General features: G+C 55.3%; 17 protein-coding genes and 3 rRNA genes. 14 read left to right on the forward strand and 6 right to left on the reverse strand.

What is annotated here, in order from left to right:
* Nucleotides 1-16: 16 nt before the first annotated feature.
* The 5 genes from hemE (at nucleotide 17) to V1599_RS03895 (ending at nucleotide 3,557) form a co-directional block, all read left to right on the forward strand.
* Nucleotides 17-1,078 (forward strand): uroporphyrinogen decarboxylase, encoded by a 1,062-nt coding sequence (hemE, locus tag V1599_RS03875; RefSeq protein WP_395301052.1) that lies wholly within the window; start codon nucleotides 17-19, stop codon nucleotides 1,076-1,078.
* Between the two features lie 12 nt (nucleotides 1,079-1,090).
* Complete coding sequence (gene nfi, locus V1599_RS03880) at nucleotides 1,091-1,762, forward strand: deoxyribonuclease V (RefSeq protein ID WP_395301053.1); 672 nt, start codon at nucleotides 1,091-1,093, stop codon at nucleotides 1,760-1,762.
* A gap of 41 nt (nucleotides 1,763-1,803) precedes the next feature.
* Nucleotides 1,804-2,394, forward strand: coding sequence for a YjaG family protein (locus tag V1599_RS03885; protein ID WP_112013176.1), 591 nt, complete (start codon nucleotides 1,804-1,806; stop codon nucleotides 2,392-2,394).
* Between the two features lie 186 nt (nucleotides 2,395-2,580).
* A complete protein-coding gene (gene hupA / locus V1599_RS03890) occupies nucleotides 2,581-2,853 on the forward strand; it encodes a nucleoid-associated protein HU-alpha (RefSeq protein ID WP_002445246.1) in 273 nt (90 codons plus the stop codon).
* Nucleotides 2,854-2,864: 11 nt separating this feature from the next.
* Nucleotides 2,865-3,557, forward strand: coding sequence for a DUF1481 domain-containing protein (locus V1599_RS03895; RefSeq protein ID WP_112013177.1), 693 nt, complete (start codon nucleotides 2,865-2,867; stop codon nucleotides 3,555-3,557).
* Between the two features lie 46 nt (nucleotides 3,558-3,603).
* Here the strand turns inward: V1599_RS03895 and V1599_RS03900 are convergent, their stop codons facing one another.
* Complete coding sequence (locus V1599_RS03900; RefSeq protein ID WP_395301557.1) at nucleotides 3,604-4,608, reverse strand: IS4 family transposase; 1,005 nt, start codon at nucleotides 4,606-4,608, stop codon at nucleotides 3,604-3,606.
* Between V1599_RS03900 and V1599_RS03905 the strand changes: the two genes are divergently transcribed.
* On the forward strand, nucleotides 4,531-4,737 hold the full coding sequence (locus tag V1599_RS03905) for a hypothetical protein (RefSeq protein ID WP_395301604.1): 207 nt from the start codon (nucleotides 4,531-4,533) through the stop codon (nucleotides 4,735-4,737). The two genes, V1599_RS03900 and V1599_RS03905, sit on opposite strands and share 78 nt — an antisense overlap.
* 150 nt (nucleotides 4,738-4,887) lie before the next feature.
* On the opposite strand, the gene purD is transcribed toward V1599_RS03905, so the two are convergent.
* Complete coding sequence (purD, locus tag V1599_RS03910) at nucleotides 4,888-6,180, reverse strand: phosphoribosylamine--glycine ligase (protein ID WP_112013178.1); 1,293 nt, start codon at nucleotides 6,178-6,180, stop codon at nucleotides 4,888-4,890.
* Between the two features lie 15 nt (nucleotides 6,181-6,195).
* A complete protein-coding gene (gene purH / locus V1599_RS03915) occupies nucleotides 6,196-7,785 on the reverse strand; it encodes a bifunctional phosphoribosylaminoimidazolecarboxamide formyltransferase/IMP cyclohydrolase (protein ID WP_395301054.1) in 1,590 nt (529 codons plus the stop codon).
* A 557-nt stretch (nucleotides 7,786-8,342) separates the two neighbouring features.
* Here purH and V1599_RS03920 point away from each other — a divergent pair.
* The 5 genes from V1599_RS03920 to birA all read left to right on the forward strand — a co-directional run bounded on the left by V1599_RS03920 (nucleotide 8,343) and on the right by birA (nucleotide 15,305).
* Nucleotides 8,343-9,882 (forward strand): 16S ribosomal RNA (locus V1599_RS03920).
* Nucleotides 9,883-10,091: 209 nt separating this feature from the next.
* Nucleotides 10,092-12,997, forward strand: a 23S ribosomal RNA gene (locus V1599_RS03925).
* A 70-nt stretch (nucleotides 12,998-13,067) separates the two neighbouring features.
* Nucleotides 13,068-13,183 (forward strand): 5S ribosomal RNA (gene rrf, locus V1599_RS03930).
* Together the 16S, 23S and 5S rRNA genes form the textbook arrangement of a ribosomal RNA operon.
* Nucleotides 13,184-13,317: 134 nt before the next feature.
* The gene (murB, locus tag V1599_RS03935; protein ID WP_395301055.1) at nucleotides 13,318-14,346 is read left to right on the forward strand and encodes a UDP-N-acetylmuramate dehydrogenase; all 1,029 of its coding nucleotides are present in this window, start codon (nucleotides 13,318-13,320) and stop codon (nucleotides 14,344-14,346) included.
* Nucleotides 14,343-15,305, forward strand: coding sequence for a bifunctional biotin--[acetyl-CoA-carboxylase] ligase/biotin operon repressor BirA (birA, locus tag V1599_RS03940; protein ID WP_112012072.1), 963 nt, complete (start codon nucleotides 14,343-14,345; stop codon nucleotides 15,303-15,305). The genes murB and birA overlap by 4 nt, the downstream gene beginning before the upstream one ends.
* 38 nt (nucleotides 15,306-15,343) lie before the next feature.
* On the opposite strand, the gene bcsG is transcribed toward birA, so the two are convergent.
* The 3 genes from bcsG to bcsE are packed head-to-tail and all read right to left on the reverse strand — an operon-like array spanning nucleotide 15,344 to nucleotide 18,769.
* A complete protein-coding gene (gene bcsG / locus V1599_RS03945; protein ID WP_112012073.1) occupies nucleotides 15,344-17,023 on the reverse strand; it encodes a cellulose biosynthesis protein BcsG in 1,680 nt (559 codons plus the stop codon).
* Nucleotides 17,016-17,210 carry a cellulose biosynthesis protein BcsF gene (gene bcsF, locus V1599_RS03950; RefSeq protein WP_297122588.1) on the reverse strand — a complete coding sequence of 65 codons (195 nt, stop codon included), beginning with the start codon at nucleotides 17,208-17,210 and terminating at the stop codon, nucleotides 17,016-17,018. The genes bcsG and bcsF overlap by 8 nt, the downstream gene beginning before the upstream one ends.
* Nucleotides 17,207-18,769 carry a cellulose biosynthesis c-di-GMP-binding protein BcsE gene (bcsE, locus tag V1599_RS03955; RefSeq protein ID WP_112012075.1) on the reverse strand — a complete coding sequence of 521 codons (1,563 nt, stop codon included), beginning with the start codon at nucleotides 18,767-18,769 and terminating at the stop codon, nucleotides 17,207-17,209. The genes bcsF and bcsE overlap by 4 nt, the downstream gene beginning before the upstream one ends.
* A 173-nt stretch (nucleotides 18,770-18,942) precedes the next feature.
* Here bcsE and bcsR point away from each other — a divergent pair, with 173 nt between their 5' ends.
* The 3 genes from bcsR to bcsA are packed head-to-tail and all read left to right on the forward strand — an operon-like array spanning nucleotide 18,943 to nucleotide 22,507.
* Nucleotides 18,943-19,131, forward strand: a complete 189-nt coding sequence (gene bcsR / locus V1599_RS03960; RefSeq protein WP_112012076.1) for a cellulose biosynthesis protein BcsR — start codon at nucleotides 18,943-18,945, stop codon at nucleotides 19,129-19,131.
* Between the two features lie 11 nt (nucleotides 19,132-19,142).
* Entirely contained in the window at nucleotides 19,143-19,895 is a 753-nt protein-coding gene (gene bcsQ / locus V1599_RS03965; RefSeq protein WP_112012077.1) for a cellulose biosynthesis protein BcsQ, read from the forward strand.
* Entirely contained in the window at nucleotides 19,892-22,507 is a 2,616-nt protein-coding gene (gene bcsA / locus V1599_RS03970) for a UDP-forming cellulose synthase catalytic subunit (RefSeq protein WP_112012078.1), read from the forward strand. The genes bcsQ and bcsA overlap by 4 nt, the downstream gene beginning before the upstream one ends.
* Nucleotide 22,508 lies beyond the last annotated feature (1 nt).

The following is a 22,508-nucleotide window of genomic DNA, read 5'->3' on the forward strand; positions in this document are numbered from 1 at the left end:
TTAAGGAACTGCAAAAATGACCGAACTGAAGAACGATCGTTATCTGCGTGCGCTGCTGCGCCAGCCAGTTGATGTCACCCCGGTGTGGATGATGCGCCAGGCGGGACGTTATCTCCCGGAGTACAAAGCCACGCGCGCCCAGGCGGGCGATTTTATGTCGCTGTGCAAAAATGCCGAGCTGGCCTGCGAAGTGACGCTCCAGCCGCTGCGCCGCTTCCCGCTGGATGCCGCCATTCTCTTTTCAGACATTCTCACCATTCCGGATGCGATGGGCCTTGGGCTCTACTTTGAAACCGGAGAAGGCCCGCGTTTTACCTCGCCAATTAAAAGCAAAGCGGACGTCGATAAACTGCCCATTCCCGATCCCGAAGATGAGCTGGGCTACGTGATGAACGCGGTGCGCACCATCCGCCGCGAGCTGAAGGGCGAGGTGCCGCTGATTGGCTTCTCCGGCAGCCCGTGGACGCTGGCGACCTACATGGTTGAGGGCGGCAGCAGCAAAGCCTTCACGGTGATTAAAAAGATGATGTACGCCGAGCCGCTGGCCCTGCACGCGCTGCTCGACAAGCTGGCGAAAAGCGTCACCCTGTACCTTAACGCCCAGATCAAAGCCGGCGCGCAGTCGGTGATGATTTTCGACACCTGGGGGGGCGTGCTGACCGGGCGCGATTATCAACAGTTCTCGCTCTACTACATGCACAAAATCGTCGACGGCCTGCTGCGTGAAAATGAAGGCCGCCGCGTGCCGGTGACGCTATTCACCAAGGGCGGCGGCCAGTGGCTGGAAGCCTTAGCCGCCACCGGCTGCGATGCGCTGGGCCTGGACTGGACAACGGATATTGCCGATGCGCGCCGTCGCGTAGGTGATAAAGTCGCGCTGCAGGGCAACATGGACCCGTCCATGCTTTACGCGCAGCCAGCCCGTATTGAAGAAGAGGTGGCATCTATTCTGGCAGGCTTCGGCAAGGGGGAAGGACACGTATTCAACCTCGGCCACGGCATTCATCAGGATGTTCCGCCAGAGCACGCTGGCGCGTTTGTGGAGGCGGTTCACCGGCTTTCTGCCCAATATCATTAGTAAGGAGTGGTTATGGATCTCGCGTCGTTACGCGCTCAACAGATAGAACTGGCCTCATCGGTGATCCGCGAGGATCGTCTGGATACGGATCCCCCGCAGTACATCGGCGGGGCGGACGTCGGATTCGAGCAGGGCGGGGACGTGACGCGAGCGGCAATGGTGGTGCTGAAGTATCCTTCGCTTGAGCTGGTCGAGTACAAGGTGGCGCGCATCGCGACCACCATGCCGTATATCCCCGGCTTTCTCTCCTTCCGCGAGTATCCCGCGCTGCTTGCCGCGTGGGAGCAGCTTTCGCAAAAGCCGGACCTGCTGTTTGTGGACGGGCACGGCATTTCCCATCCGCGTCGTTTGGGCGTTGCCAGCCACTTTGGTTTGCTGGTGGACGTGCCGACCATCGGCGTCGCCAAAAAACGCCTGTGCGGCAAGTTTGAGCCGCTCTCCGCCGAGCCGGGTGCAATCGCCCCACTTATCGACAAAGGCGAACAGTTGGCCTGGGTCTGGCGCAGCAAGGCGCGCTGTAACCCGCTGTTTATCGCCACCGGGCATCGGTTAAGCATGGATAGCGCGCTGGCATGGGTGCAGCGGTGCATGAAAGGCTACCGCCTGCCGGAGCCGACGCGCTGGGCTGATGCGGTTGCATCTTCGCGTCCGGCTTTTGTTCGTTGGCAGGAAATCCAGCGCTGATTCAGGTAAACTGCGGCTAATTTTCGATTCGAGACATCATCATGCTACAAAACCCGATTCACCTGCGCCTTGAGAAGCTGGAAAGCTGGCAGCACGTCACGTTTATGGCCTGCCTGTGCGAGCGCATGTATCCCAACTATGCCGCATTCTGCAAGCAAACGGCGTTTGGCGAAGGCCAGATTTATCGCCGCATTCTGGATTTAGTCTGGGAGACGCTGACGGTAAAAGACGCAAAGGTGAACTTTGACTCTCAGCTTGAAAAGCTGGAAGAGGCGATTCCGGCAGCGGATGACTTTGACCTGTACGGTGTCTACCCGGCCATTGATGCCTGCGTAGCGTTGAGCGAGTTAATTCACTCCCGTCTGAGCGGTGAGACGCTGGAGCACGCTATCGAAGTCAGTAAGGCTTCCATTACTACCGTGGCGATGCTGGAAATGACTCAGGAAGGTCGCGAAATGACCGACGAAGAGCTGCGCGCTAACCCGGCGGTTGAGCAGGAATGGGATATCCAGTGGGAGATTTTCCGCCTGCTGGCAGAGTGCGAAGAACGCGATATTGAACTGATAAAAGGGCTGCGCGCGGACTTACGTGAGGCTGGCGAGAGCAATATTGGTATAATTTTTAACCAATGAGACAACAAAACGTGATTTAACGCCTGTTTTGTCGCACCTCGACTCTTCCCTTCTGCCCCCCGTCTGGTCTACATTTGGGGGGCGAAAAAAAGTGGCTATCGGTGCGTGTATGCAGGAGAGTGCTTTTTTGGCATTTTCGTCGCACTCGATGCTTAGCAAGCGATAAACACATTGAAAGGATAACTTATGAACAAGACTCAACTGATTGATGTAATTGCGGACAAGGCTGATCTGTCTAAAGTGCAGGCTAAAGCTGCTCTGGAATCTACCCTGGCTGCTATTACTGAGTCTCTGAAAGAAGGCGATGCTGTACAACTGGTTGGTTTCGGTACCTTCAAAGTGAACCACCGCGCTGAGCGTACTGGCCGCAACCCGCAGACCGGTAAAGAAATCAAAATCGCCGCAGCTAACGTACCGGCATTTGTTTCTGGTAAAGCACTGAAAGACGCTGTTAAGTAAGACGCGTGGCAGTGAACAGTTTTAACGAAGGGGCGGTAACGCCCCTTTTGTCTATCTGGCGTGGTACGCTCGCGCTGGCAGGCGTGCTGTTACTGTCTGCCTGTAGCCATGATGATTCCCTTCCTCCGTTTACCGCCAGCGGTTACGCGGATAATCAGGGAGCGGTCAGGATCTGGCGTAAAGATTCCAGCGATGACGTTCATCTGCTTTCCGCCTTTAGCCCGTGGCATAACGGCAATACCTCCACGGCGGAGTATCGCTGGCAGGGCGACGCGCTGTCGCTTATCGAGCTGAATATCTACAGCAAGACCCCCGAACACGTAAAGGTGCGTTTCGACGATCGCGGCGAGCTGAGCTTTATGCAGCGTGAAGTGAGCGGTCATAAACAGCAGCTTTCCAGCGATCAGATCGCGCTTTATCGATACCGTGCCGAGCAAATCCGTCAGACCAGCGATGCGCTGCGTCAGGGGCGCGTGGTGCTGCGACAGGGCCGCTGGCACGCAGATGGTACGGTAACCACCTGCGAAGGACAGACCGTGAAGCCGGATCTCGAATCCTGGGCCACTGCGCATATCGAGCGCCGTCAGCGTCATTCATCGGTTGAGGTGAGCGTGGCGTGGCTTGAAGCGCCGGAAGGTTCTCAGCTGCTGCTGGTGGCGAACGAAGATTTCTGCACCTGGCAGCCGACAGAGAAGAGTTTCTGACGTAAATCCCCTCTCCCTTTGGGCTGAGGGATCCCCAGTAATATGGTCATACCTCCATGACCATATTACTGTACTCTTTTCCGAGATTTTTCAGCTCGTTACCCATATTGAGCCGCCGCACTTTCCGGGGAGCATGCCTGATCACTTCCTCTGCCAGCCTCAGGTAAGACAGAACCCGCCTGCACCGGATGCTGCTTGCCTGATAGTGCCAGTGCAGCCGCTGCTTTTCCGCCCTGTAGCCCGCCAGCCACATCACCAGGCTCGCCATCGCCGCGACCATATTCAGTACTTCCAGCCGTCCTTTCCCCTGACTCCGGCTTAGCCTCAGGCCGAACCCGAACCGGGGGCTTTTGTCGTCCCGGAAGTTTTGCTCTATCTGCATTCTGCGGCTGTACAGCTCCATTATCTGGCAGGGCTCCAGTTCCTGCGCATTACTGAACAGCAGCCACGGCTCCTGCGCGCTGCTGCGGTGTTCCCGCTGTGTTTTCGGCATCCCTCCCTTACCATGACGTCCCGCTCCGGGACGTTTATGCAGATAAAACCTTCCGTAACAGGGCGTGCGCGGTTTACGGGACAGAACGCCGTAACCTACATATTTCGGCGTCTGACTGGCCTGCAGCTCGCTGATTTTCATCCATTTTCTCTCGCCCTCCAGCCGGAAGCTGATGCAGCCCCTGACCCGGCCAGTGAAGGTCCAGCCCAGGTGAGCGACATGACGGAACCAGTCCGTCCTGAAGCCCGCGTCGGTAATGACGGTGACGGATTTATCTTTCGGGATGGCATCATGGAGACGCTCGAGGAAGCGGCACTGGACGTCGCTGTTCTGAGCCCGCTCCGCGGGAACGAGCTCGCTCATAAGCGGAAGTGAGCGCCCGTTACAGACCAGACTGGCCCGCAGAAGATGCCAGTTCCTGTCATGCCAGCCGGTCCAGTCGACGGCGATAACACAAAAGGGCATCAGGGACGTGATGGCATGGGTGAGCATATGCTGGATACGGGGAATATCGCGATGAAGGGCAGAATTGCCCAGGGCGCGATCGACACGTTTAATTTTGTTTTTGACATGCGCCCTGCCGGGAAGGTTACGGCCAAGGCTGGTCAGGGTCAGACTGGCACCGTGTGTAAGGGCGACAGCAATGGAAACAAGGACATTAATCCGGAAGGAATGAATACCGGATAAAGACGAGGAGAAAAATCTCTGGCAGACTGTATGTAAAGGCACGATGAGGTCTCTTCTGTTTTGTTGGCGCAATCAGTAGATCACACTTCATCGTGCTTTTCATTTTTCTGGGGATTTCTCAGCCCTTTGGGAGAGGGTGAGGGTGTGAAATTATTCGCCTTGCTCACGCGCAATCGCGCGATAACCGATATCCTGGCGGCTGAAGCTGCCGTTCCAGTGAATATCCGCCATCAGCGCATAGGCACGCTTCTGCGCTTCAGCAACGGTATTGCCCAGCGCGGTCGCGCACAGCACGCGGCCACCGTTGGTGAGTACACGATCGTCATCAGCCAGCTTCGTACCCGCATGGAAGACTTTCGCGCCTTCGACAGATTCGAGCGGCAGACCGTGGATTTCATCCCCGGTGCTGTAATTGCCAGGATAACCGCCCGCAGCGATGACCACGCCCAGAGAGGCGCGCTCGTCCCACTCGGAGGTTTTCTCATCCAGCTTGCCTTCACAGGCGGCCAGGCAAAGATCTACCAGATCGGATTTCATGCGCAGCATGATTGGCTGCGTTTCCGGATCGCCGAAGCGGCAGTTAAATTCGATCACCTTCGGGTTGCCCTGCCTGTCGATCATCAGGCCCGCATAGAGGAAACCGGTGTAGGTGTTGCCTTCCGCCGCCATCCCTTTAACGGTAGGCCAGATGATGCGCTCCATGGTGCGCTGATGCACTTCGTCAGTGACCACTGGCGCAGGGGAGTAAGCGCCCATCCCACCGGTATTCGGGCCGGTATCTGCGTTACCCACGCGCTTATGATCCTGGCTGGTGGCCATCGGCAGGACGTGCTCGCCGTCGACCATCACGATAAAGCTTGCCTCTTCACCGTCGAGGAACTCTTCGATCACGATGCGGTGGCCCGCGTCGCCAAAGGCGTTACCCGCCAGCATATCCTGTACTGCGGCTTCGGCTTCTTCGAGCGTCATCGCCACGATAACGCCTTTACCAGCCGCCAGACCGTCGGCCTTGATGACAATCGGCGCGCCTTTCTGACGCAGGTAAGCCAGCGCGGGCTCCACTTCGGTAAAGTTCTGATATTCCGCCGTCGGGATGTTGTGGCGTGCAAGGAAATCTTTGGTGAACGCTTTCGAGCCTTCCAGCTGCGCGGCGCCCTCCGTCGGGCCAAAGATTTTCAGACCTGCCGCGCGGAAGGCGTCTACCACGCCGATCACCAGCGGCGCTTCCGGGCCGACGATGGTCAGGTCGATTTTCTCGCTTTGGGCAAAGTTCAGCAGCGCCGGGATATCGGTTACGCCGATAGCGACATTTTGCAGCGCGGGCTCCAGCGCGGTGCCGGCGTTACCCGGAGCCACAAAGACGGTTTCCACCTGCGGGGACTGGGCTGCTTTCCACGCCAGGGCGTGTTCGCGTCCGCCGTTACCAATCACTAATACTTTCATTCTGTGCTCCGTGGATTAATGGCGGAAGTGACGCATGTCGGTGAAGATCATCGCGATACCGTGTTCGTCGGCAGCGGCAATGACTTCGTCATCGCGGATTGAACCGCCAGGCTGGATCACGCAGGTGATACCCACTGCCGCTGCCGCGTCGATACCGTCGCGGAACGGGAAGAACGCGTCGGAAGCCATGGCGGAACCTTTCACTTCCAGACCTTCATCGCCAGCTTTAATACCGGCAATTTTCGCGGAGTAAACGCGGCTCATCTGGCCTGCGCCAATCCCGATGGTCATCTTCTCTTTGGCGTAAACAATGGCGTTGGATTTGACGAACTTCGCCACTTTCCAGCAGAACAGCGCGTCACGCAGTTCCTGTTCGGTTGGCTGACGTTTGGTCACCACGCGCAGGTCGGCTTCTGTCACCATGCCCAGATCGCGCTCCTGAACCAGCAGGCCACCGTTGACGCGCTTGAAGTCCAGGCCCGGCACGCGTTCTGCCCATTGGCCGCAAATCAGCACGCGCACGTTCTGTTTGGCGGCGGTGATTTTCAAGGCTTCTTCCGTGGCGGACGGCGCAATGATCACTTCAACAAACTGACGGGAGATAATGGCCTGCGCGGTTTCCGCATCCAGCTCGCGGTTGAAGGCGATAATGCCGCCGAACGCGGAAGTTGGATCGGTTTTGTAGGCGCGATCGTAGGCATCCAGAATAGAGGTGCTTACCGCCACGCCGCACGGATTCGCGTGCTTGACGATAACGCAGGCCGGTTCGCTGAACTCTTTCACGCACTCCAGGGCCGCATCGGTATCTGCAATATTGTTATAAGAGAGCGCCTTGCCCTGTACCTGCTGGGCCGTCGCGACCGAAGCCTCTTTTACCTCTTCTTCTATATAGAAAGCAGCCTGCTGATGGCTGTTCTCGCCGTAGCGCATATCCTGCTTCTTGATAAAGTTCAGGTTCAGGGTGCGCGGGAAGCGGCCGGAAGGTTCGTTGCCTTCACCGTGGTAAGCGGGCACCAGGCTACCAAAGTAGTTGGCGATCGTGCTGTCGTACGCGGCGGTGTGTTCAAAGGCTTTGATGGCGAGGTCGAAGCGGGTAGCCAGAGTGAGCGACCCTTCGTTGGCATCCATCTCATTAATAATGCTTTCGTAGTCGCTGCTCTTTACGACAATGGCGACATCTTTATGGTTCTTGGCTGCGGAGCGCACCATGGTCGGGCCGCCGATATCGATATTCTCAACAGCGTCTTCCAGAGAACAGCCTTCGCGGGCCACGGTCTGGGCGAACGGATAGAGATTAACGACAACCATGTCAATCGGCGCAATATCATGTTGTTCCATGATGCCGTCGTCCTGACCGCGACGACCGAGGATACCGCCATGCACTTTCGGGTGCAGGGTCTTGACGCGTCCATCCATCATTTCCGGGAAACCGGTGTAATCGGATACTTCGGTTACCGGCAGACCTTTATCTGCTAACAGGCGAGCGGTGCCGCCTGTAGAAAGCAGCTCTACACCACGTGCAGAAAGTGCCTGAGCGAATTCGACGATACCGGCTTTATCAGAAACACTGAGCAGAGCGCGGCGGACTGGACGACGTTGTTGCATGGTAAATCCCCTGGATTTCACGATTACAGAGAGCGTTAGATGAATTTTCCAGCGAAAAACTCATCTAACACACCTGACGGAGCATCCTTGCAAAGCGCGAGCATTTTAACGAAAACGTTTGCGCAACGCTCGCACATTTTTACTTTTTCGTATCATTGTGGATAAGTCTGTGTGTAAAAGGGTATAAGGCGGGGTTTTGCTGTGGAATGCAGCAGTCAGTCATTTTTCTGTCATTTAGCGGTTGCGGCGCGGCGAGAACCCCCTATAATGCGCCTCCATCGACACGGCAGATGTGAATCACTTCACAAACAACCCGGTCGGTTGAAGAGAAAAATCCTGAAATAACGGGTTGACTCTGAAAGAGGAAAGCGTATTATACGCCACCTCGCAACGGTGAGCGAAAGCTGCGTTGCACTGCTCTTTAACAATTTATCAGACAATCTGTGTGGGCACTCAAAGTGACATGGATTCTTAATGTCTTCGGACAATAAATGAATACCAAGTCTCTGAGTGAACACGTAATTCATTACGAAGTTTAATTCACGAGCATCAAACTTAAATTGAAGAGTTTGATCATGGCTCAGATTGAACGCTGGCGGCAGGCCTAACACATGCAAGTCGAGCGGTAGCACAGAGAGCTTGCTCTCGGGTGACGAGCGGCGGACGGGTGAGTAATGTCTGGGAAACTGCCCGATGGAGGGGGATAACTACTGGAAACGGTAGCTAATACCGCATAACGTCGCAAGACCAAAGAGGGGGACCTTCGGGCCTCTTGCCATCGGATGTGCCCAGATGGGATTAGCTAGTAGGTGGGGTAACGGCTCACCTAGGCGACGATCCCTAGCTGGTCTGAGAGGATGACCAGCCACACTGGAACTGAGACACGGTCCAGACTCCTACGGGAGGCAGCAGTGGGGAATATTGCACAATGGGCGCAAGCCTGATGCAGCCATGCCGCGTGTATGAAGAAGGCCTTCGGGTTGTAAAGTACTTTCAGCGGGGAGGAAGGCGATAAGGTTAATAACCTTGTCGATTGACGTTACCCGCAGAAGAAGCACCGGCTAACTCCGTGCCAGCAGCCGCGGTAATACGGAGGGTGCAAGCGTTAATCGGAATTACTGGGCGTAAAGCGCACGCAGGCGGTCTGTCAAGTCGGATGTGAAATCCCCGGGCTCAACCTGGGAACTGCATTCGAAACTGGCAGGCTTGAGTCTCGTAGAGGGGGGTAGAATTCCAGGTGTAGCGGTGAAATGCGTAGAGATCTGGAGGAATACCGGTGGCGAAGGCGGCCCCCTGGACGAAGACTGACGCTCAGGTGCGAAAGCGTGGGGAGCAAACAGGATTAGATACCCTGGTAGTCCACGCCGTAAACGATGTCTATTTGGAGGTTGTGCCCTTGAGGCGTGGCTTCCGGAGCTAACGCGTTAAATAGACCGCCTGGGGAGTACGGCCGCAAGGTTAAAACTCAAATGAATTGACGGGGGCCCGCACAAGCGGTGGAGCATGTGGTTTAATTCGATGCAACGCGAAGAACCTTACCTACTCTTGACATCCAGAGAACTTAGCAGAGATGCTTTGGTGCCTTCGGGAACTCTGAGACAGGTGCTGCATGGCTGTCGTCAGCTCGTGTTGTGAAATGTTGGGTTAAGTCCCGCAACGAGCGCAACCCTTATCCTTTGTTGCCAGCGGTTAGGCCGGGAACTCAAAGGAGACTGCCAGTGATAAACTGGAGGAAGGTGGGGATGACGTCAAGTCATCATGGCCCTTACGAGTAGGGCTACACACGTGCTACAATGGCGTATACAAAGAGAAGCGACCTCGCGAGAGCAAGCGGACCTCATAAAGTACGTCGTAGTCCGGATTGGAGTCTGCAACTCGACTCCATGAAGTCGGAATCGCTAGTAATCGTGGATCAGAATGCTACGGTGAATACGTTCCCGGGCCTTGTACACACCGCCCGTCACACCATGGGAGTGGGTTGCAAAAGAAGTAGGTAGCTTAACCTTCGGGAGGGCGCTTACCACTTTGTGATTCATGACTGGGGTGAAGTCGTAACAAGGTAACCGTAGGGGAACCTGCGGTTGGATCACCTCCTTACCTTAAAGAACCTGCCTTTGTAGTGTCCACACAGATTGTCTGATGAATGATAAACTTCTGAATGTACTTTTGAGTGCATTAAGAAGTTTTGCTCTTTAAAAATCTGGATCAAGCTGAAAATTGAAACGACACACATGCTATGTGTGTTCGAGTCTCTCAAATTTTCGCAATTACGACGATGAATCGAAAGAAACATCTTCGGGTTGTGAGGTTAAGCGACTAAGCGTACACGGTGGATGCCCTGGCAGTCAGAGGCGATGAAGGACGTGCTAATCTGCGAAAAGCGCCGGCGAGGTGATATGAACCCTTGACCCGGCGATGTCCGAATGGGGAAACCCAGTGTGATTCGTCACACTATCGTTAACTGAATACATAGGTTAACGAGGCGAACCGGGGGAACTGAAACATCTAAGTACCCCGAGGAAAAGAAATCAACCGAGATTCCCCCAGTAGCGGCGAGCGAACGGGGAGCAGCCCAGAGTCTGAATCAGCTTGTGTGTTAGTGGAAGCGTCTGGAAAGTCGCACGGTACAGGGTGACAGTCCCGTACACGAAAGCACACAGGCTGTGAACTCGAAGAGTAGGGCGGGACACGTGGTATCCTGTCTGAATATGGGGGGACCATCCTCCAAGGCTAAATACTCCTGACTGACCGATAGTGAACCAGTACCGTGAGGGAAAGGCGAAAAGAACCCCGGCGAGGGGAGTGAAAAAGAACCTGAAACCGTGTACGTACAAGCAGTGGGAGCACCTTCGTGGTGTGACTGCGTACCTTTTGTATAATGGGTCAGCGACTTATATTCTGTAGCAAGGTTAACCGTATAGGGGAGCCGAAGGGAAACCGAGTCTTAACTGGGCGTTAAGTTGCAGGGTATAGACCCGAAACCCGGTGATCTAGCCATGGGCAGGTTGAAGGTTGGGTAACACTAACTGGAGGACCGAACCGACTAATGTTGAAAAATTAGCGGATGACCTGTGGCTGGGGGTGAAAGGCCAATCAAACCGGGAGATAGCTGGTTCTCCCCGAAAGCTATTTAGGTAGCGCCTCGTGAACTCATCTTCGGGGGTAGAGCACTGTTTCGGCTAGGGGGCCATCCCGGCTTACCAACCCGATGCAAACTACGAATACCGAAGAATGTTATCACGGGAGACACACGGCGGGTGCTAACGTCCGTCGTGAAGAGGGAAACAACCCAGACCGCCAGCTAAGGTCCCAAAGTCATGGTTAAGTGGGAAACGATGTGGGAAGGCACAGACAGCCAGGATGTTGGCTTAGAAGCAGCCATCATTTAAAGAAAGCGTAATAGCTCACTGGTCGAGTCGGCCTGCGCGGAAGATGTAACGGGGCTAAACCATGCACCGAAGCTGCGGCAGCGACACTCAGGTGTTGTTGGGTAGGGGAGCGTTCTGTAAGCCGTTGAAGGTGGCCTGTGAGGGTTGCTGGAGGTATCAGAAGTGCGAATGCTGACATAAGTAACGATAAAGCGGGTGAAAAGCCCGCTCGCCGGAAGACCAAGGGTTCCTGTCCAACGTTAATCGGGGCAGGGTGAGTCGACCCCTAAGGCGAGGCCGAAAGGCGTAGTCGATGGGAAACAGGTTAATATTCCTGTACTTGGTGTTACTGCGAAGGGGGGACGGAGAAGGCTATGTCAGCCGGGCGACGGTTGTCCCGGTTTAAGCATGTAGGCGGAGGTTCCAGGTAAATCCGGTACCTTATTAACGCTGAGGTGTGACGACGAGGCACTACGGTGCTGAAGTGATAAATGCCCTGCTTCCAGGAAAAGCCTCTAAGCATCAGGTAACACGAAATCGTACCCCAAACCGACACAGGTGGTCAGGTAGAGAATACCAAGGCGCTTGAGAGAACTCGGGTGAAGGAACTAGGCAAAATGGTGCCGTAACTTCGGGAGAAGGCACGCTGATATGTAGGTGAAGCCCCTGCGGGTGGAGCTGAAATCAGTCGAAGATACCAGCTGGCTGCAACTGTTTATTAAAAACACAGCACTGTGCAAACACGAAAGTGGACGTATACGGTGTGACGCCTGCCCGGTGCCGGAAGGTTAATTGATGGGGTTAGCGGCAACGCGAAGCTCTTGATCGAAGCCCCGGTAAACGGCGGCCGTAACTATAACGGTCCTAAGGTAGCGAAATTCCTTGTCGGGTAAGTTCCGACCTGCACGAATGGCGTAATGATGGCCAGGCTGTCTCCACCCGAGACTCAGTGAAATTGAACTCGCTGTGAAGATGCAGTGTACCCGCGGCAAGACGGAAAGACCCCGTGAACCTTTACTATAGCTTGACACTGAACACTGGTCCTTGATGTGTAGGATAGGTGGGAGGCTTTGAAGCGTGGACGCCAGTCTGCGTGGAGCCAACCTTGAAATACCACCCTTTAATGGCTGGTGTTCTAACGTAGACCCGTGATCCGGGTTGCGGACAGTGTCTGGTGGGTAGTTTGACTGGGGCGGTCTCCTCCCAAAGAGTAACGGAGGAGCACGAAGGTTAGCTAATCCTGGTCGGACATCAGGAGGTTAGTGCAATGGCATAAGCTAGCTTGACTGCGAGAGTGACGGCTCGAGCAGGTGCGAAAGCAGGTCATAGTGATCCGGTGGTTCTGAATGGAAGGGCCATCGCTCAACGGATAAAAGGTACTCCGGGGATAACAGGCTGATACCGCCCAAGAGTTCATATCGACGGCGGTGTTTGGCACCTCGATGTCGGCTCATCACATCCTGGGGCTGAAGTAGGTCCCAAGGGTATGGCTGTTCGCCATTTAAAGTGGTACGCGAGCTGGGTTTAGAACGTCGTGAGACAGTTCGGTCCCTATCTGCCGTGGGCGCTGGAGAATTGAGGGGGGCTGCTCCTAGTACGAGAGGACCGGAGTGGACGCATCACTGGTGTTCGGGTTGTCATGCCAATGGCACTGCCCGGTAGCTAAATGCGGAAGAGATAAGTGCTGAAAGCATCTAAGCACGAAACTTGCCCCGAGATGAGTTCTCCCTGACCCTTTAAGGGTCCTGAAGGAACGTTGAAGACGACGACGTTGATAGGTCGGGTGTGTAAGCGCAGCGATGCGTTGAGCTAACCGATACTAATGAACCGTGAGGCTTAACCTTACAACGCCGAAGGTGTTTTGGCGAAGAGACGAACAATCAAAATTCAGCCTGATACAGATAACAGAATTTGCCTGGCGGCTTTAGCGCGGTGGTCCCACCTGACCCCATGCCGAACTCAGAAGTGAAACGCCGTAGCGCCGATGGTAGTGTGGGGTCTCCCCATGTGAGAGTAGGGAACTGCCAGGCATCAAACAAGTGAAGAGGCCATCCGGAAGGATGGCCTTTTTGCGTTTTTGCCCCTTCCTGCTTTCCAGAAACTGATCACCTATTCATCCGTATATACGGTAAACTATCCCGGTTTTTGCATCAGGATAGCGTCTATGAATCATTCCCTTAAGCCCTGGAATACCTTTGGCATTCAACAGAATGCTAATCAGATTGTACGTGCCGATAGCGCTCAGCAATTGCTGGATGCCTGGCAAAGCGCAGCAGAAAAAGATGAACCTGTCCTGATCCTCGGCGAGGGAAGTAATGTCTTGTTTCTCGATGATTTTGCGGGCACGGTAATCGTCAATCGCATCATGGGAATTGCTGTTGAAGAGCGGGCAGACAGCTGGCACTTGCACGTTGGGGCGGGGGAGAACTGGCACCATCTAGTGCAGTTCACCCTGGAAAAAGGCATGCCAGGGCTGGAAAACCTCGCCCTCATTCCTGGCTGCGCGGGATCGTCTCCGATTCAAAATATTGGTGCCTATGGCATCGAACTGAAGCACGTCTGCGAATACGTTGACTGCATTGAGTTAGCAACGGGAAGCGCCCAGCGCTTAACCGCTGAGCAGTGCCGTTTTGGCTATCGTGACAGTATTTTCAAACACGAATATCAGGATCGCTACGTCATTGTGGCCGTTGGCCTGCGTCTGGCGAAACAATGGAACCCGGTCCTGACCTACGGCGATTTAGCCCGTCTCGATCCGGCAACGGTCAGCCCTCGTGAAGTGTTTGACTCGGTTTGCCATATGCGAATGACGAAACTCCCCGATCCGAAAGTGAACGGAAATGCCGGGAGTTTCTTCAAAAACCCGGTTATAAGCGGCGAAGATGCAAAAGCATTTCTTGCTGGCTGGCCGTCGGCTCCGCATTATCCTCAGGCAGATGGCAGCGTGAAGCTGGCTGCGGGATGGCTTATCGATCGGTGCGACTTAAAAGGCACTGCGGTCGGAGGGGCTGCCGTTCACCGTCAGCAGGCGTTGGTACTGATAAATCAACACGATGCGACCAGCCAGGATGTCGTCCAGCTGGCCCATTATGTCCGTCAGCGCGTTGGCGAAAAATTTAACGTCTGGCTAGAGCCAGAAGTACGCTTCATTGGCTGTAAAGGTGAAGTGAACGCCGTGGAGACCATTACGTGAAGGACAATACAATCCCTCTGACGCTGATCGGCATTCTTGCAGACGGCGAGTTTCATTCAGGTGAGCAGCTGGGCGAGCGGTTAGGTATGAGCCGCGCTGCGATAAATAAGCATATTCAAACGCTTAGAGATTGGGGCGTCGATGTTTTTACGGTCCCTGGAAAAGGATACAGCCTGCCGGAGCCCATTCAACTGCTGAATGAAGCGCTGATCCGCAGTCAGGTTGTTCAGGGAAAGGTTGCGGTATTGCCCGTCATCGATTCAACCAACCAGTATCTTCTCGATCGTCTCGCCGAGCTGGAATCAGGTGACGCTTGCGTTGCTGAATATCAGCAGGCCGGACGCGGTCGCCGCGGGCGCAGGTGGTTCTCACCGTTCGGTGCTAACCTCTATCTTTCCATGTTCTGGCGTCTTGAGCAGGGTCCGGCCGCGGCTGTTGGGCTGAGCCTGGTGATTGGTATCATCATGGCGGAAGTGCTGCAGGATCTGGGAGCCAAAGACGTACGGGTTAAATGGCCCAACGATCTCTATCTGAAGGATCGCAAGCTGGCGGGCATCCTGGTAGAACTGACGGGAAAAACCGGTGATGCTGCGCAGATCGTGATTGGTGCCGGCCTGAATATGGTGATGCGCAACGTGCAGAGCGAGGTGGTCAATCAGGCCTGGACGAACCTGCAGGAGGCCGGGGTGAAAATAGATCGTAACACCCTCGCGGTGCGGCTGATCAAAGATCTCCGTACGGCGCTCACCCTCTTTGAGCAAGAGGGGTTGGCACCTTTCCTTTCACGCTGGGAAAAGCTGGATAACTTTATTAACCGGCCGGTGAAGTTGCTGATTGGCGAAAAAGAGGTCTACGGCACGTCTCGCGGCATTGATGCGCAGGGGGCCCTGCTGCTTGAGCAGGATGGGGTGATAAAGCCCTGGGTTGGCGGTGAGATTTCACTACGAAGCGCGGAATAAAAAAGGGAGCCACTGGCTCCCTTTTTACTGATTTAAATTCACTGCGGATACGGCACCCAGTCCCCGCCGTTCAGGCGAACGTAAGGTTTATTCTGGTACTGAATCACCACCGCATTAGCGTTTTCGGACACCTCTGCAGTCTGCGGCAGGTTACTGGTGAGCTGATCCCAGTTCACGCTGTCTTCTACGAAAAGCTTCCCATCTACCGCACGTGCTACCAGCTCTGAAATCGCCAGATAGCTGCTTGGCTGCGTAATCTCAATCGGCGCGCCCTGATGCGGGGCTTTCATACCGAAGAACTTAATGCCGGCAGGAACGTTGGTGATCGAAGGGCTTGGGATATCGCGCAGGCCAGACACCTGCATTCTGTCGCCTTTCAGCGCAGCACCATGTTCCGGCACAACCACCACCATGACCTTACGGCCTGATTTTTCCAGCTCGGTAAAGAATGCATCGAGCTCATCGAAGAACTTCTGGGCGCGGACCTTGTAATCGGCGGTTTTGCTCACGCCAGGGAAGTGGTTACCGTCATGCAGCGGCAGTGTGTTATAGAACGTTGCGCTACGCGGGTTATCGTCCTTTCCGGTGGTATCTAACCAGCGCTGCAGCACGGCGGTATCATCGTAAACCGGCGAACCGTCGAAGCCCAGCAGAGGCACAGGTAAACCGGTCTGGTCCATCAGCGCAGCCTGCATACCGCCTTCTTCGCGCACTTCCTTCAGGAAGTTACCGAACTGACCGTTGTGGCCCAGCATCAGGTGCTGCGTGAAGCCCAGTTTCGCCAGGTTATCGAACAGGTAGCACTGATTACCCGCCGGCTGATAGAGGTTTTTATGCGATTGCTGTCCACAGCTCGCTCGCAGCAGGCGGATGGCCGCCGGGCCGCTGTAGGAGGTCGCAGAGTTAAAATCTTTAAACTGAATATCAAAATGCGACCAGAGTGGATGCGACATCAGCCCGGCAGCCTCCACGTCCGCCCAGGACAGGGAGCAAATGTTAATCACCAGCAGTTCAAACGGCTGTGCGTCCGCAGGAAGTGCATCCGGGAATTTGGTCTGACGCTTGTCTTCAGCGGCATAGAAGCTTGAGAGCCAGTTGTTCAGGTTTGCCGACGTCGGCGGTGCCGTTTGTGCCGGGATATCGCCCACCACAGGCGTATCGCCTGCAGTAGCAACCGTCGCCGCAGCAGAGCCGCCCGTCGTCGTAACGGTCGTTGTTGGCTGACCGGCTGGCCACAGAGAGAAGCTTGGGCCTGCCAGCGTAAGCACGTTCAGCCAGACCAGAATAGCCACCACAAACACGGTGACGCGCACCCACTGGGCGAGGAAAAGCCAGGCAACCAGCAGCACGAAGACCGCGCCGATCATCTGCCAGTTAATGAAGCGCTGGGTTAAATCAAGGATGTAGTCAGCGCTAAAGCCGGCAACCTGCGATCCCTGGCTCATGATGCTATCCGGGCCGGGCAGCCAGGTATCATGCCAGAACAGCGCAAACCCGATTGGAATGGCAACCCAGTGGCGGATGCGGTGGAGCCTGAGGCTGGGAATGGGCATCAGCAGGAATGCCATAAACACCAGGTTAGCCAGCGGATGGAAGTTAAGATAGCCCGCCCACAGCAGCCCAAACTTCACCAGGAAGTAAAAATTCCAGCCGGAAAGGCCGCGCCAGTATTGCCACAGCGGTGAGGGAGCCGACGTGGTATAGGAAGAGTTAGTCATGTTTTCGGTTTGCCTTGACTTGCGGAGCTCGTGTCAGTGTTCCGGCTGGTTTAACGTAGCGAGGTTTTACAAATAACATTCTGGCTGTATCGCGAAGACGGCGAAGCGAATGGCGCGCATAGTAGCCAAGCGGGAAAAAAATTAGTGCACAAAGGATGACCAGCTGAATGATATCGCTGATGTTCATGATGAGGCACCCTCTTGATTTTCAGATAATAAACGAAGCGGTTCCGGAACCCGGCGCCAGATGTGTCCATCATGCCTGGCGTTGAGAACAGGCTTGGCATCGCTCGTTATTGGAAGGGGTTTCGCCCACTGCTCGGGGGTAAGAGAACGCATTTGCGTGACTTCCGCACCGATCAGGTTATCTTCAAACCAAATCATGCGGTTAGAAAAAATATCTCCGGTCGGCAGCGGGAAAATATGGTTGAGTGCCGTATCGAGATCGTTAACCCGGCAGAAGGACAGGAACAGCACCAGACGGTTGTCGCCAATCGTCATAATATCGCCGGTACGGTTTGGGCGGCACAGCGTTAGCGCCTGCTCAACGCGAATCCCGGGAACGGGACGCAGGGCGACCATCACGCCTTTACCGTCGGCCGGCAGCAGCGTGTTGTTCATCATATTGCTGACCGCATCGCAGAAGGTGTCCCATTTCTGGTATCCACGGAGCTTCATCGGCTGGGTCATGGAGAGCAGCGTGGAAATATCTTCCGGTACGTGGCGGCTAAACTGCTGGCCCTGAATGCTTTCGATAAGCGTCAGGCAGCGCGATAGCGGGGCGTTCCAGGGCACAACCATATTGGCGCCGCATCCCAGCAGCAGCCGTTCGTCAGTAGCCCGCAGGCTGGTGCTGCTTTCTCGCACCACGATTTTTAATGCGCTGCCACGCTGGCGGCGCAGCGTATGAATTTGTCTCGCCAGCGTTTCGATTTGGTTGTTCTGGGCTAGGGCGAAAACGATGGTCGCGGCTTGCGTCGTACGGGCTTCATTAAATAAGGCTTCGTTGTTGTCGAACAATGACCAATTCTCAGAAAGCGCGGGCGCACCTTCCAACACGGCAATGTGGCTAAGAATACGCTTTTCATCGCTGCGCGGCTGAACAACGGTTTCCTCCTGCTGAGCAAGATGCCATTCGCCGGACTCAGAGGTCAGCGTCAGCTGTTGCCGCGCGCTCACGCCCTTTTCGTTGCACCAAAACGCAATATCGTAAAGATAGCTGTCGCTCTGATAGTGAAGGCTTGCCAGGCCATAAAGAGAACGATATTCAGCCATCAGAAGCGAGAATAACTTGTCATTATTGCTGCCCGGATTGACGACCAAAACCGTGCACTTTCGATTCCTGGCCCACTTATGGAAACTTTCAAGGTAATTGAGTAGTTTCTCAGAAGATATATTCTGCAATGCGTTATTAGCGCATTTAAGAATCAATAAATAGTGATCCGGATCAATGGAGCAATCTATATCGCGCGGCAAAAAGGAAAGATTATCTGCATCTGACGGCATGGTAAATAACCGTACAGTTTGTGGACCTTGTTCACTTTCAAGCGAAACTATCTTATTGGGATCATCACCCATTGTAATGACGGCAACGCGGGAGAGTTTATCCTGCGCGGCGATGGTCTGGTTTACCAGGCGGACAGCTTCCTCGTCCCGGTCTGTATTAATCCACCAGACTCCTCCAACCGGCATGTGGCGCAATTCATCCCATAATGGCTGAATGCCAATAGAAAATATGGAGCCCACGGTGTCCCTCATTTCATCTAATTTATCTGTATCTCAGTTTACTAGCGAAAGCCCAGAAATAAACCTAACATTGAAATTAAAGAACATCAGATTTAGCATGTAAATCGAAATTCGAGGGCAGGATGCCCGGATAGACCTAAACATGCAAAGTTACTCGAAGGGATAGAATAAGAATGCATAATAATGAGCCCGTAACGCCAGTCGATTCCAGCCTGGGGTACACATTCCAAAATGACTTCCTGGCGCTGACGAAGGCCTTTTCGTTACCCGAAATAGACTACACCGATATTTCCCAGCGGGAACAGTTGGCGGCAGCGCTTAAACGCTGGCCGCTATTAGCTGAATTTGCCCAACAACAATAAGGGAGCCATTGATGGCCATACTTGGATTACAGGGCGTGCGTGGCGGAGTGGGAACCACATCCGTTACTGCGGCGCTGGCGTGGTCATTACAGCTATTAGGTGAATCGGTGCTGGTTATTGATGCCAGCTCCGATAATTTGTTGCGTATGTCTTTTAACGTCGATTTTACCCGCACAGAGGGCTGGGCGCGCGCGCTGCTTGATGACAAAGACTGGCGTGATGCGGGTATGCGCTACACCTCTCAGCTCGATTTACTGCCTTTCGGTCAGCTGACTGAAACGGAACGTGGAAATGAAGCGGCGTATCAGCGCCTGTTTTCCCAGTTTGTGACCGCGCTGCAAAGCCTGAAGGCGCAGGGCCACTACAAATGGATTTTGCTGGATTTGCCGCACGGCGCGGCATCGCTGACGCGTCAGCTCATGGCGCAATGCGATCGTGTGCTCTCTATTGTGAACGTGGATGCGAACTGCCATATCCGCCTTCACCAGCAGGCGTTGCCCGACAACGCCCAAATTCTGATTAATGATTTACGTATCGGCAGCCAAATTCAGGACGATCTCTACCAGGTCTGGCTGCAAAGCCAGCGTCGCCTGCTGCCAATCGTTATCCATCGTGATGAGGCGATGGCGGAATGTCTCGCTTCTAAACAGCCTGTTGGCGAATACCGTAGCGATTCCCTCGCGGCAGAGGAGATCCTGACGCTGGCGAACTGGTGTCTTCTGCATTACGCAGGGTACCGGGAGTCTGCCGGGAGCGCGGTATGAGCCGCTTGTCTACCTGGCTGCTTATTCCTCCAGTCAGCGCGCGCTTAAGCGAGCGCTATCGGCACTATCGTCGACACGGCGCATCGGCAGTCGGGGCCGCGCTCGGCTGTTTCTGGATGATTTTGGCCTGGACGTTCATTCCGCTCGAACACCCTCGCTGGCAGCGCATTCGGGCACGGCATAGCGAGCTTTACCCGCACATCAATCCGGACAGGCCGAGGCCGTTAGATCCCGCGCGCTACTTTATTCAGGCCGTCTGGCTGGCGGCAACCTCGCCGCGAACCGAAGAGAAGAAACCGCGCTGGCGCAGCGTTGACCGCCTGCAAAACCTACGTGAACGCTACCATCAGTGGCTGGACAGCCTGCCCGAACGCGTGGGCGACAGGACCAGCCATCTGGACGATCACAAAGAGCTCGGGCACCTGCACCCGGGCTTGCGGCGTTTTATTCTCGGCGTGATTGTGGTGTTCTCGCTTATCCTGGCGCTGGTCTGCGTTACGCAGCCCTTCAACCCGCTGGCGCAGTTCACCTTCCTGATCCTGCTGTGGGGCGTCGCGCTGCTGGTGCGGCGTATTCCGGGGCGCTTCTCCGCGCTGATGCTGATTGTGCTGTCGCTCACCGTCTCCTGTCGCTACATCTGGTGGCGCTACACCTCGACGCTGAACTGGAACGATCCGGTCAGCCTGGTGTGCGGTCTGGTCCTGCTGTTTGCGGAAACTTACGCGTGGATTGTGCTGGTACTGGGCTATTTCCAGGTTATCTGGCCGCTGAATCGTCAGCCCGTGCCGTTGCCAAAAGATACCGCCCAGTGGCCTTCAGTCGATCTCTTCGTGCCAACCTATAACGAAGATCTGAGCGTCGTGAAAAATACGATTTACGCGGCGCTCGGCATCGACTGGCCAAAAGATAAGCTCAAAATCTGGATCCTTGACGACGGTGGCCGCGCGGAGTTCCGCCAGTTTGCGCAGGATGTGGGGGTTGAGTACATTGCCCGCACCACGCATGAGCACGCGAAGGCCGGTAACATCAACAACGCGCTGAAATATGCCACCGGCGAGTTTGTCTCCATTTTCGACTGTGACCACGTGCCAACGCGCTCATTCCTGCAGATGACGATGGGCTGGTTCCTGAAAGAGAAAGAGCTGGCGATGATGCAGACGCCGCACCACTTCTTCTCGCCGGACCCGTTCGAGCGTAACCTGGGGCGTTTTCGCAAAACGCCAAACGAAGGCACGCTGTTCTATGGCCTGGTGCAGGACGGAAACGACATGTGGGACGCCACGTTCTTCTGCGGCTCCTGCGCGGTGATTCGCCGCAAACCGCTGGATGAAATTGGCGGTATCGCCGTTGAAACCGTGACCGAAGATGCCCACACCTCGCTGCGCTTGCACCGTCTTGGCTATACCTCCGCCTATATGCGTATTCCGCAGGCGGCGGGCCTGGCAACGGAATCACTCTCCGCGCACATTGGCCAGCGCATTCGCTGGGCGCGCGGCATGGTGCAAATCTTCCGCCTGGATAACCCGCTGATGGGCAAAGGGCTGAAGCTGGCGCAGCGCCTGTGCTACGTCAACGCCATGTTCCACTTCTTGTCCGGCATTCCACGGTTAATCTTCCTGACCGCGCCGCTGGCGTTCCTGCTTCTTCACGCTTACATCATCTACGCGCCCGCGCTGATGATCGCCCTGTTCGTGCTGCCGCACATGATCCACGCCAGCCTGACGAACTCGAAGATTCAGGGCAAATATCGCCATTCGTTCTGGAGTGAAATTTACGAAACCGTGCTGGCCTGGTATATCGCCCCGCCAACGATGGTCGCGCTGATCAACCCGCACAAAGGCAAGTTTAACGTCACCGCGAAAGGCGGGCTGGTGGAGGAAGAATACGTCGACTGGGTGATTTCCCGCCCGTATATCTTCCTCGTGCTGCTCAATATCGTGGGGGTGATCGTCGGCATCTGGCGCTACTTCTATGGCCCGGAAAACGAGGTCCTGACCGTGTTCGTCAGTATGGCGTGGGTCTTCTACAACCTGATTATCCTCGGCGGCGCGGTGGCTGTGTCGGTAGAAAGCAAGCAGGTTCGCCGCGCGCATCGCGTTGAAATCTGCATGCCAGCGGCGATTGCCCGAGAAGATGGTCATCTCTTCTCCTGCACCGTTCACGACTTCTCCGACGGCGGCCTGGGGATCAAAATCAACGGTCAGGGGAAGGTGCTTGAAGGGCAGAAAGTGAATCTACTGCTCAAGCGCGGTCAGCAGGAATATGTTTTCCCGACGCAGGTCGTGCGCGTGCTGGGCAATGAAGTGGGTCTGCAGCTGATGCCGCTGACCAAAAAGCAACACATCGATTTCGTGCAGTGTACGTTCGCCCGTGCGGATACGTGGGCGCTTTGGCAGGACAGCTTCCCGGAAGATAAACCTCTGGAAAGCCTGCTGGATATTCTGAAGCTGGGGTTCCGTGGCTATCGTCACCTTGCAGAATTTGCCCCGTCGTCGGTGAAATTAATTTTCCGGTCTCTTACTTCGCTGGTTTCCTGGGTCGTGTCGTTTATTCCTCGTCGGCCCGAGCGGGAAGCGGTGAAGCAGGCGGACCCGGTTATGGCTCAACAATGAT

It is taken from the genome of Enterobacter sp. ECC-175 (genome assembly GCF_043968675.1).
In the GTDB taxonomy this organism is placed as follows: domain Bacteria; phylum Pseudomonadota; class Gammaproteobacteria; order Enterobacterales; family Enterobacteriaceae; genus Enterobacter.

Excerpts from the sequence above, each read along its gene's own strand:
- hemE (WP_395301052.1), top strand. The coding sequence starts at position 17 with ATGACCGAACTGAAGAACGATCGTTATCTGCGTGCGCTGCTGCGCCAG.
- nfi (WP_395301053.1), top strand. The coding sequence starts at position 1,091 with ATGGATCTCGCGTCGTTACGCGCTCAACAGATAGAACTGGCCTCATCG.
- V1599_RS03885 (WP_112013176.1), top strand. The coding sequence starts at position 1,804 with ATGCTACAAAACCCGATTCACCTGCGCCTTGAGAAGCTGGAAAGCTGG.
- hupA (WP_002445246.1), top strand. The coding sequence starts at position 2,581 with ATGAACAAGACTCAACTGATTGATGTAATTGCGGACAAGGCTGATCTG.
- V1599_RS03905 (WP_395301604.1), top strand. The coding sequence starts at position 4,531 with ATGGGTGAGCATATGCTGGATACGGGGAATATCGCGATGAAGGGCAGA.
- purD (WP_112013178.1), bottom strand. The coding sequence starts at position 6,180 with ATGAAAGTATTAGTGATTGGTAACGGCGGACGCGAACACGCCCTGGCG.
- purH (WP_395301054.1), bottom strand. The coding sequence starts at position 7,785 with ATGCAACAACGTCGTCCAGTCCGCCGCGCTCTGCTCAGTGTTTCTGAT.
- murB (WP_395301055.1), top strand. The coding sequence starts at position 13,318 with ATGAATCATTCCCTTAAGCCCTGGAATACCTTTGGCATTCAACAGAAT.
- bcsG (WP_112012073.1), bottom strand. The coding sequence starts at position 17,023 with ATGACTAACTCTTCCTATACCACGTCGGCTCCCTCACCGCTGTGGCAA.
- bcsF (WP_297122588.1), bottom strand. The coding sequence starts at position 17,210 with ATGAACATCAGCGATATCATTCAGCTGGTCATCCTTTGTGCACTAATT.
- bcsR (WP_112012076.1), top strand. The coding sequence starts at position 18,943 with ATGCATAATAATGAGCCCGTAACGCCAGTCGATTCCAGCCTGGGGTAC.
- bcsQ (WP_112012077.1), top strand. The coding sequence starts at position 19,143 with ATGGCCATACTTGGATTACAGGGCGTGCGTGGCGGAGTGGGAACCACA.
- bcsA (WP_112012078.1), top strand. The coding sequence starts at position 19,892 with ATGAGCCGCTTGTCTACCTGGCTGCTTATTCCTCCAGTCAGCGCGCGC.